The 10,090-nt window shown below is 57.7% G+C and carries 11 protein-coding genes; 8 read left to right on the top strand and 3 right to left on the bottom strand.

The features are described 5' to 3' along the window. Both dksA and E1297_RS46605 read left to right on the top strand, forming a co-directional pair. Positions 1-321, top strand: a 321-nt coding sequence (gene dksA / locus E1297_RS46610) for an RNA polymerase-binding protein DksA (protein WP_155151847.1), incomplete at its 5' end; no start/stop codon positions are given. A gap of 72 nt (positions 322-393) precedes the next feature. Next, positions 394-1,542, top strand: coding sequence for an FAD-dependent monooxygenase (locus E1297_RS46605; protein ID WP_155150868.1), 1,149 nt, complete (start codon positions 394-396; stop codon positions 1,540-1,542). A gap of 4 nt (positions 1,543-1,546) precedes the next feature. Here the strand turns inward: E1297_RS46605 and xth are convergent, their stop codons facing one another. Beyond that, complete coding sequence (xth, locus tag E1297_RS46600) at positions 1,547-2,326, bottom strand: exodeoxyribonuclease III (protein ID WP_155150865.1); 780 nt, start codon at positions 2,324-2,326, stop codon at positions 1,547-1,549. Positions 2,327-2,386: 60 nt separating this feature from the next. Then, positions 2,387-2,710 (bottom strand): iron-sulfur cluster assembly accessory protein, encoded by a 324-nt coding sequence (locus tag E1297_RS46595; protein WP_155150862.1) that lies wholly within the window; start codon positions 2,708-2,710, stop codon positions 2,387-2,389. A 46-nt stretch (positions 2,711-2,756) separates the two neighbouring features. Here E1297_RS46595 and E1297_RS46590 point away from each other — a divergent pair, with 46 nt between their 5' ends. Beyond that, a complete protein-coding gene (locus E1297_RS46590) occupies positions 2,757-3,929 on the top strand; it encodes a deoxyguanosinetriphosphate triphosphohydrolase (protein WP_368669868.1) in 1,173 nt (390 codons plus the stop codon). On the opposite strand, the gene E1297_RS46585 is transcribed toward E1297_RS46590, so the two are convergent. After that, positions 3,930-4,481 (bottom strand): hypothetical protein, encoded by a 552-nt coding sequence (locus E1297_RS46585; protein ID WP_155150857.1) that lies wholly within the window; start codon positions 4,479-4,481, stop codon positions 3,930-3,932. Between the two features lie 133 nt (positions 4,482-4,614). On the opposite strand from E1297_RS46585, the gene argS reads away from it, so the two are divergent. The 5 genes from argS to scpB are packed head-to-tail and all read left to right on the top strand — an operon-like array spanning position 4,615 to position 9,952. Beyond that, positions 4,615-6,360 (top strand): arginine--tRNA ligase, encoded by a 1,746-nt coding sequence (gene argS, locus E1297_RS46580; RefSeq protein WP_155150854.1) that lies wholly within the window; start codon positions 4,615-4,617, stop codon positions 6,358-6,360. 39 nt (positions 6,361-6,399) lie between these two features. Next, complete coding sequence (locus tag E1297_RS46575) at positions 6,400-7,515, top strand: SPOR domain-containing protein (protein ID WP_209016408.1); 1,116 nt, start codon at positions 6,400-6,402, stop codon at positions 7,513-7,515. Continuing rightward, positions 7,512-8,519 (top strand): beta-N-acetylhexosaminidase, encoded by a 1,008-nt coding sequence (nagZ, locus tag E1297_RS46570; protein WP_368669867.1) that lies wholly within the window; start codon positions 7,512-7,514, stop codon positions 8,517-8,519. The genes E1297_RS46575 and nagZ overlap by 4 nt, the downstream gene beginning before the upstream one ends. Continuing rightward, positions 8,509-9,303 carry a ScpA family protein gene (locus tag E1297_RS46565; RefSeq protein ID WP_155150848.1) on the top strand — a complete coding sequence of 265 codons (795 nt, stop codon included), beginning with the start codon at positions 8,509-8,511 and terminating at the stop codon, positions 9,301-9,303. The genes nagZ and E1297_RS46565 overlap by 11 nt, the downstream gene beginning before the upstream one ends. A gap of 28 nt (positions 9,304-9,331) precedes the next feature. Beyond that, positions 9,332-9,952, top strand: a complete 621-nt coding sequence (gene scpB, locus E1297_RS46560) for an SMC-Scp complex subunit ScpB (protein ID WP_244328152.1) — start codon at positions 9,332-9,334, stop codon at positions 9,950-9,952. Positions 9,953-10,090 lie beyond the last annotated feature (138 nt).

Below are 10,090 nucleotides of genomic sequence, written 5' to 3'. Positions count from 1 at the left end.
TGGAAGAACGAACTTTTGGCGGGCAGCCGCGATACTATCGAAGGCCTGCAGGACAATACCCGAAATATTCCCGATGTCGCCGACCGCGCGAGTGAGGAAACCGATCGTGCGCTCGAGCTGCGCACCCGGGATCGTCAGCGCAAGCTGGTGGCCAAGATCGACTCAGCCCTGCGCCGGATCGACGAAGGCGAATACGGATATTGTGAAATGACGGGTGATCCGATTTCACTCAAACGTCTGGATGCACGTCCAATTGCAACTATGACGCTTGAGGCGCAGGAGCGTCACGAGCGTCGCGAAAAAGTCCACCGCGACGATTGATCGCTGGAATATAACAACACATGAACGCCGGGGCCTGTAGCTCCGGCGTTTTTTTTGCGCTAAGCCCGGGACATGAATATCGAGGGTCTCAAGTTTTGCGTTATTGGCGCTGGTATTGGCGGGTTGGCCGCAGCCATCGCTTTGCGTCAACGTGGTGCTGAGGTTCTGGTACTCGAACAAGCCCCAGAAATAGCTGAGGTAGGTGCCGGTCTGCAGATCAGTGCCAATGGTATGCGCGTCTTACGTGCACTCGGCGTGGTTGGTGACGTGCCTGAGGATGGCCAGAAATCCTATGGCACAGTGCTGAGGGATTACCGCGGAGGACGGTTCATAAGTCGTATTCCCGCGCCAGCAGCCGGACCGACGTATTACTATCACCGAGCCGACCTGATCGACTTGCTGCACCGCGCGGCTGTCGCCACTGGGGTGAATATCCGGCTGGACGCCAAGATGGAGCAAATCCATGATGCCCCGGATGATGTGGGCGTGGTTTTGGGTAATGGCGAAGAAATTGGTGCCGATTGCATAGTAGCTGCCGACGGAGGGCGAAGTAGTATTCGCGCTGTTTTGAACGGCGAAGAGCTTCTTGGTTTCACGCATCAGGTTGCCTGGCGTGCAACAATTCCTTGGGATCGCAATCTGAAAGCCCCAAAGGCGCATTTGACGATGGGGCCGGGTCGTCACGTCGTGACCTATCCTTTGCGCAATCAAAGCCTCATGAACATCGTTGCAATCGAGGAGCGTTCTGACTGGCAGGAGGAGGGCTGGCGCCTCAAGGGTGATCCCGACGATCTCCGCGCCCGCTTTGCCGATTTCGGCGGCAAGGTGCACGAGGTCCTGCATGAGGTGCAAGAAACGCATCTGTGGGCTCTTTTCCTGCGTCCCGTTGCCCGCAAATGGCAGAACGGGCGAATTGCCCTATTGGGCGATGCGGCGCATCCAACGCTGCCCTTCATGGCGCAGGGGGCCTGCCTTGCGCTGGAAGACGCGTGGATACTGGCAAAATCCTTCGATCAGGACGACGTCACCAGCTCTTTGGAGGCTTATGAAACCAAGCGTGCCCCACGTGCGCGTAGGGTTGTCGACGCAGCTTCATCAAACGCGCGCAATTTCCATCTACGTGGTCCCATGAGGATCGCCGCCCAAATGGCTCTGACAGCTTTGGGTCCAAGGATGGGGCGGCGTTACGACTGGATATACGATTACGACCCTACGGCGTAAGCGGTTACAGATCGAGATCGACCCAGACGGGAACGTGGTCCGACGGTTTTTCGTGCCCGCGCACTTCGGCGTCAATCTTGCAATCGCGCATCAGATCAGCGGCCTGCGGTGTCAGCAGGAAATGGTCGATCCGGATACCATCGTTCCTGTTCCAAGCCCCGGCCTGATAGTCCCAGAATGAATAGTGTTCGGGCCCTTGGGTCACGGCGCGAAACGCCTCGGTGAAACCCAAATTCAATATCTTGCGAAACGCCGCGCGGCTTTCCGGACGGAACAGAGCATCCTCGCGCCACGCATCCGGGCGTTTGGCATCCTCGGCCTGGGGAATGATGTTGTAGTCACCAGCCATCAGTGCGGGTTCTTCCGTCGACAACAGGTCGCGCGCCCGATCATAGAGACGCTCCATCCAGGCCAGCTTGTACTCGTATTTGGGGCCAGGCACGGGATTACCGTTCGGCAGATACAGACCACAGATGCGAAGCGCTTTTTTACCAATGACAGTTGCCTCGATCCAGCGCGCTTGTTCATCTTCATCATCGCCGGGCAGGCCGCGGGTCACGTCCTCAAGTGGCAGCTTGGACAGGATCGCCACACCGTTGAAGCTCTTTTGTCCATGGGTTTCGACGTTATAGCCGCGTTCCTCGAACAGCTCGCGGGGGAAATTCTCGTCGATCGATTTGATCTCTTGCAGCAGCACGACATCGGGCTGTGCATCATCCAACCAGCGGGGCAGGGCTTCGGCCCGCGCTTTGATGCCGTTGATGTTGAACGTGGCGATTTTCATGCGCGATCCTCCGGCTGGCTGCCGGTTGATCTATCCCTCAACCGCGCGGGCAGGGCAAGGTCACATTGAAAATGAAGTGCCGCAGCCGCAGGATGAGGTTGCGTTCGGGTTTTCAATCACAAACCGCGCACCGATCAGTTCCTGCGTGAAATCGATCACCGCGTTTTCCAGAAACGGTAGCGAAATCGAGTCGACGATTACTTTTTCACCCTTGCCTTCCAGCACAAGGTCATCCTCTTTGGGCTCGTCCAGCGCGATTTCGTATTGAAAACCGGAACATCCGCCGCCTTCCACAGCGACGCGCAGGGCCTGACCCTGATCTGCTGCGCCGATTTCGGCGAGACGCTCAAAAGCGCGTTCAGTGACTGTGGGGGGCAGATTCATGCCAAACTCCAAAGGTTTATTTCCTTTACGCCTTACAATATAGAAATTGCAAGGACAGGCGACAAGGACAAGACCTTTGGACATAGCGGGTTTTGCCTCAGACCCAGGCCGCGCAAGAGGGCGGCTTGTGCCAGAGGAGGAGAGCAGTTTCCGGTCATGCTTTCAGCGTGACCGAGACCGGATCATACACGCCAGCGCGTTTCGGCGGCTCAAGCACAAGACGCAGGTGTTTGTTGAGCATGAGGGTGACAGTTATCGCACCCGGCTAACGCATTCGATTGAAGTCGCTCAGGTTGCGCGCACGATTGCCGGGGCTTTGGGTCTGAATGGCGAGCTGACCGAGGCGGTCGCACTTGCCCATGATCTTGGTCATACGCCGTTCGGTCATACCGGCGAGGATGCTTTGCATGCGTTGATGGAGCCCTATGGCGGGTTTGATCACAACGCCCAAGCCATTCGGATCGTTACGAAACTCGAGCGTCACTATGCGGAATTCGACGGGTGCAACCTGACGTGGGAATGTCTCGAGGGGATTGCTAAGCACAACGGACCGGTCACGGGGGAGTTGCCGTGGGCACTGGCAGAATGCAACGAAGGTTTTGATCTGGAACTGCACACACACGCCAGTGCCGAGGCACAGGTGGCAGCGCTGTCTGACGACATTGCCTATAACAACCACGATCTGCTGGATGGATTACGAGCGGGGTTGTTCACTGACGAAGAGATTCAGCAGTTACCGATTGTTGGCGATTGCTACGCTGAAGTTGATCGGAAGTATCCCGGCTTGGACCGCTATCGCCGCCGGCACGAAGCACTGCGGCGCGTTTTTGGGGTGATGGTTTCCGACGTGATCGAAACCTCCCGGAGGTTGATATCCCAGGCGGGCGCAAAGACGGTGGAAGATATCCGGCACCTGGGTTACCCGGTGATCCAGTTTTCCGACGGGCTTTGGTCACAACTCAAAGAAATCAGGGCGTTCTTGTTCGCGCGTATGTACCGTGCACCAACAGTCATGCAGGTGCGGGAAGAGGTCAGCAAAGTCGTTGAGGACCTGTTCCCGATATATCTGAATGATCCCAAGCAGATGCCTCACCGTTGGCATGATGATATCGAGGCAGCCAAGACCGAGACGGCACTTGCGCGCATTGTCTCGGATTACATCGCCGGGATGACAGACCGGTTTGCGTTACAGGATCATGCAAGGCTTACCGGCAACTGATCATTCAATTCCGATATAGGCGATCGCCCAGACCTGTTGACCGGATTGCTCCTGCGCCAGATCAGCATCGTCCGTAGATGGAAAGACGATCATTGTCGGTCCATAGCCACCGATGCCCATGGGGATGCCGTCAGCATGCGTCGCAACGATTGGTTGGTGCGCAGCGATACTGTCCCAAGGGATTTCGGACTGATACCCGTCCATGGCAACCGGAGTTGCTGCTTTTCCTTCTGCACCGGCCATGATCATGACGTCCGACAAGCGCGGTCCGGAAAAGGCGATATCGCGTTTGTTTCCTTCGGGGCCGTAGGAAATGGTGATTTTAGTCTGATCCATTCCGTCCAACATGGCGGCATCAAAACCTGCCGCCCCATCGTGCTGAACCTCGAGATACCCGAGCAACCCACCATCATCTTCACCGCGCGCGGGCAAGTTGGTTTCTGTGACCGCACCACCCAGTGTCAACAACACGTGCCCTTGCAGAGCGGGCATCTCGGCCCAGGCCGGCATTGAAGTCGATAATAGAACGGCAAAGGGTAGGGCTAAGCGCATGGATCGGTCTCCGTTTCCTGAATTTACGCTGACAGTAGCGGGCTTTGTCGGTAAACCAAGTCCAAACTGATCGCTTCCATTGACCTTACCGTGCTGCGTGGTAAACCGCCCGGCAAGCAAAAGGACATCCGAAATGAACCTGTTTTCCGAGATCCGCGGCCTCGTATTGGACGCGCTGGCACAGATGCAGTCCGAAGGCGCTCTGCCCGAAGGGTTGAGCTTTGACAACGTGGCAGTTGAACCGCCGCGCGATGCCGCGCATGGCGACATGGCGACAAACGCTGCGATGGTGTTGGCGAAACCAGCAAAGATGAAGCCGCGTGATATCGCAGATGTGCTGGCCGGAAAGCTGGCGGCAGATGACCGGATCACCAGCGCCGAAGTGGCCGGGCCGGGCTTCCTGAACCTGCGGCTGGCGCCGTCGGTGTGGCAGGGTGTTCTATCGGCCGTGTTGGAGCAGGGCACTGATTATGGCCGTTCGACCATGGGTCATGGCCAGAAGGTGAACGTGGAATACGTGTCCGCGAACCCCACCGGTCCGCTGCATGTTGGTCATACGCGGGGTGCTGTATTCGGGGATGCTCTGGCGAGCCTACTCGCATATTCCGGCCACGATGTGACCCGTGAGTATTACATCAACGACGGTGGTGCGCAGGTGGATGTGCTGGCGCGGTCGGCGTACGAGCGGTACCGGGAGGCGAATGGACTGAGCCCAGAGATCGCCGAAGGGCTATACCCGGGTGACTATCTGATCCCGATCGGTGAGGCACTGAAAGAGAAGTATGGCGACAGCCTGATCGACAAGCCGGAAAGCGAATGGCTAGAAGATCTGCGCGAGTTCTCGACCGATGCTATGATGGACCTGATCCGGGCTGACCTGAAGGCGCTGGGTGTTGAGATGGACGTGTTCTTCTCGGAGAAATCGCTCTACGGCACCGGCAAGATCGAGGCGGCACTGCAGTCGCTGACCGGCAAGGGCCTGATCTACGAAGGCGTGCTGGAACCACCCAAAGGCAAAAAGCCCGAAGACTGGGAACCGCGCGAGCAGACGCTGTTCAAGTCGACCGAGCATGGCGATGACGTCGATCGTCCGGTTAAGAAATCGGACGGCAGCTGGACCTATTTCGCCCCGGATATCGCCTATCACTATGACAAGGTGACCCGAGGCTTTGACGCGCTGATCGACGTGTTCGGTGCCGATCACGGCGGCTATGTCAAACGGATGAAGGCAGCTGTGTCGGCGCTGTCAGACGGCAAGGTGCCGCTGGACATCAAGCTGACCCAGTTGGTGAAACTGTGGAAGAATGGCGAGCCGTTCAAGATGTCCAAGCGGGCAGGGAACTTTGTCACCCTGCGAGATGTGGTCGATCAGGTTGGTCCGGATGTCACCCGGTTCGTGATGCTGACCCGCAAGAACGACGCGCCGCTGGACTTTGATTTCGACAAGGTTCTGGAGCAAAGCCGCGAGAACCCGGTGTTCTACGTGCAATACGCCCATGCCCGTGTCATGAGCGTGCTGCGCCGCGCCGCCGAGGCCGAGATCGCCGCAGATGACGTGACCCTGAAAAGCGCTGATCTGGGCAAGATCGACCATGCCTCGGAGCTGACAGTCGCCAAAAAACTGGCGGAATGGCCCCGCTTGGTTGAGATCGCCGCCCGCACCAATGAACCGCATCGGGTCGCTTTCTACCTGTATGAGCTGGCTGGTGACTTCCACGCGCTCTGGAACAAAGGCAATGACGAGCTTTCGCTGCGTTTCATCCAGGATGGCGATGTTGCCACAAGCCAATCAAAAATCGCATTGGCCCGGGCCGTTTCTGTTGTGATTTCAGCGGGCTTGGGTATTCTTGGCGTCACTCCGGCGCAGGAGATGCGGTAACCAATACCGCCCGAACCGCCGGATCGAGGCAGACAAGAAATGACCCGCGCGCCATATTTTCCGGCGCAATCGGGCGGTGAGGCGGAAATGGCGAGTTACGATTACTCGGGGCAAACAGGCCCCGAGCACATGCATTACACGAATCAGCCGCATCCTGAGGATGCGTATGACTATTCCGACGAAATGCAGGGTTATGACGAAGCTCCGCGTGGCGCAGGCGGGCTGGGCCGCATGGTCAATGTCCTTGGTGCGGTCGCCTCTCTGGCACTGGTCGCAGGCGTTGGTGTCTGGGGTTACAAGCTTGTCATGCGCGATGTCAGCGGAGTGCCTGTCGTGCGCGCAGCCGAAGGCCCGATGCGTATTCAACCTGAAAACCCTGGCGGTACCCCAGCAGATCACCAAGGGCTTGCGGTCAACACAGTTGCCGCCGAAGGCTCGGCAGCACCTCCGGCAGATCGCCTGATCCTTGCACCTCGTCCGGTGTCTTTGACTGACGAAGATGCTCCTATGGGCACTCTGCAGCCGACGCCAGCGGTGCATGTGGTCGAGGAAGAAATTACTAATCAGGAAGCCGCCGAGTTGCGTCAGGGCGCTGTTGATGCGCTGGTTGCGGAATTGGCAGGCGAGGCTGCCAATCCCTCGCAGACTCAGGAACCGGGGATCCAGCTCGCATCGCTGTCCACACCTGAAGAAGAGCCAGCGATCGATCCCGCAGATCTTGCGGCACAATTGCCTGACCCCGCCATTGCCGCGCTGCCGGGTGTGCGCCGCTCTCTGCGTCCACCCACGCGTCCGGCACGGGCAACGCCCAGCGGGATTAGCGCAGACAGCAATACCGAGGATGCAATCAACGCTGCTGTCAAAGCTGCGGTCGGATTGGACGTTAGCCCGGATTCGCTGAGCAAAGGAACACGCCTGGCGCAGTTGGGCGCTTATGAAAGTGTCGAAGTTGCGCAGGCCGAATGGGATCGGGTGAATGGGCGTTTCTCAGAGTATATGGCTGGAAAACAGCGTGTTATCCAAAAAACTTCAAGTGGCGGACGCACTTTCTATCGTCTGCGGGTATTGGGTTTTGAGGACCTGAGCGACTCGCGTCAATTCTGCGCTGCTCTGGTTGCGCAAGGCGCAGACTGTATCCCGGTCGCTGTCCGGTGAAGTTCGGAGCCGCAATCACTGACGCCGAAGGATTGCGTCTGACACCCGAAGAAAAAGCACTGTTTCGTAAAATGAATCCGTTTGGGTTCATTTTGTTTGCCAGAAACATAGACACAGCCGATCAGGTCCGTGCCCTTTGCGATGACTTTCGAGAAGCTGTAGGCCGGGATTGCCCGATTACGGTTGATCAGGAGGGTGGGCGCGTTCAGCGTCTGCGCGCACCTTTGGCTCGTGAATGGTTGCCGCCGCTTGATCACGCCGAACGGGCGGGTGAGGCAGCAGAGCGGGCCATGTATCTGCGTTACCGTCTGATTGCACATGAGCTCCGCTCGTATGGCATCGACAGCAATTGTGCGCCAATGCTCGACATAGCCCGGGAAGGGACGCATGCCTTTCTGAAGAACCGTTGCTACGGGCATGCTGCCAACCACGTTGCACGGATTGGGCGTGCAGTAGCGCAGGGTCATCTGGATGGTGGCGTTCTGCCCGTCATGAAGCATATGCCGGGACATGGTCGTTCCACACTGGACACCCATTTTGACCTTCCCCATGTCGATCTGTCGCTAGAAGAACTGGAGCAGAGTGATTTTGCCCCATTCCGTGCGCTGAACGATTTGCCCTTGGGAATGACCGCACATCTGGTTTTTGAGAAAATAGACGCGCAGCCTGCTACGATCTCGGCAAAGATGATTGAAGTCATCCGTCAGAATATTGGCTTTGACGGGCTGATCATGACCGACGATATCTCGATGAAAGCGCTGAGCGGATCTGCGGCTGAGTTGTCGCTTAAGGCTCTTCAGGCAGGCTGTGACATTATCCTGCATTGCAATGGCTCATTTGCAGACCGTGCTGAAGTGCTGGAAGCGGTCGGTGAAATGTCAGACGATGCTCAACGTCGGGCGGAACATGCGCTTGCCATGCGTAAAACCCCGGCAGAACTTGACATCGAGGCTGCTGAGGCGGAACTATCCCGTTTGATGAACGGGCAGGTGTATGACGGATAACCTTTTCAGCGAAGACCCAATCTCGGTTGCTGATCGCCTTGCGGCCGAGGCTCTTATCGTTGATGTGGACGGGTTTGAAGGCCCGCTAGACGTTCTGCTGACCCTGTCGCGGACGCAGAAGGTTGATCTGCGGAAAATCTCAGTTCTGGCTCTTGCGCAGCAATATCTGGCCTTTGTTGAAAAGGCGCGTGCGCTACGGATCGAACTTGCGGCAGATTATCTGGTCATGGCCGCATGGCTGGCCTTTCTGAAATCCCGCCTTCTGCTTCCACCCGATCCTGACGAAGAGGGGCCGACCGGCGAGGAACTGGCCGCACACCTGGCTTTTCAGCTGGAACGTTTGCAAGCCATGCGGGATGCCGCCGCGCGTCTGATGGCGCGCGACCAGCTTGGGCGCGATTTCTTCAAACGCGGGCAGGGCGAAGATATCACTCGCATCCGTACCGTGACATACTCGGCAACCTTGCTGGACCTGATGCAGGGTTATGCGCGTATCCGCACGCGTGACGAGTTTCGGCCCTTTGTCATGGATCGCGACGCGGTCTTTACAATGGAGCAGGCGCTGGAGCGTATGCGTCCGCTGATTGGGTTTGCCGGAACATGGACCGATATGGAAACCTATCTTCCAGACGGATGGGACGCTGATCCAGTGCGCAGGCGGTCGGCCACGGCAGCGACATTTGCGGCTTCGCTGGAACTGGTTAAAGAAGGACATATGGAGATCAAGCAAAGCGACACCTTTGCCCCCATCCATTTGCGTAAGAGGACCGATAAACGTGACTGACGCTCCTAAAGATGATGGCACAGGCACCCTGTTCGAAGCGCCCCCATTGGCCGAACAGGAACGTATGGTCGAGGCTGTTCTGTTCGCGAGCCCGGAACCGGTGACCGTTGCAGATCTTGAGGCACGCATGCCCCATGGCAGCAATGCTGCTCAAGCGATAGAAGTGCTTCAGAAACGATATGAAGGGCGGGGTGTTCGGGTTGTGAAAGTAGGTGAGGCCTGGGCCATCCGTACCGCACCCGATCTGGGGTTCCTCATGCAGAAGGAAACTGTCGAGACCCGCAAGCTGAGCCGCGCGGCCATCGAAACTCTGGCCATCGTCGCCTATCACCAACCGTGCACGCGGGCCGAGATCGAAGAAATCCGGGGCGTGTCGGTTTCGCGCGGGACTATCGATCAATTGCTTGAGATGGAATGGATCAGGCTGGGCCGACGGCGTATGACACCGGGTCGTCCTGTCACCTTCGTGGTAACACCCGAGTTTCTGGATCATTTTGGTTTGGAGAATGCACGCGACTTGCCGGGTCTCAAGGAACTGCGTGCCGCTGGTTTGCTTGAAAATCGACCGCCTCCGGGTGCCATGCCGCTGGGTGAAGGGCGTGATGATGAGAGTGAAGAGGATCAGACGGAACTCTTCGAGGAAGAGTGATCAACTCGCCCTTTTGTCGTCGCCACAAGAGCATATGTTCTTACGCAGAAAGCGGAGGAAGCCATGAACGCGAACCGGATCATAGATATGATTGTGCGGCAGGTAATGCGCCGCCTTGTCAACCGTGGGGTGGACAAG

Source organism: Roseibium sp. RKSG952 (genome assembly GCF_009711355.1).
Note: the sequence above shows the minus strand (reverse complement) of the source record. Positions and strands in the feature narration are given on the sequence as shown.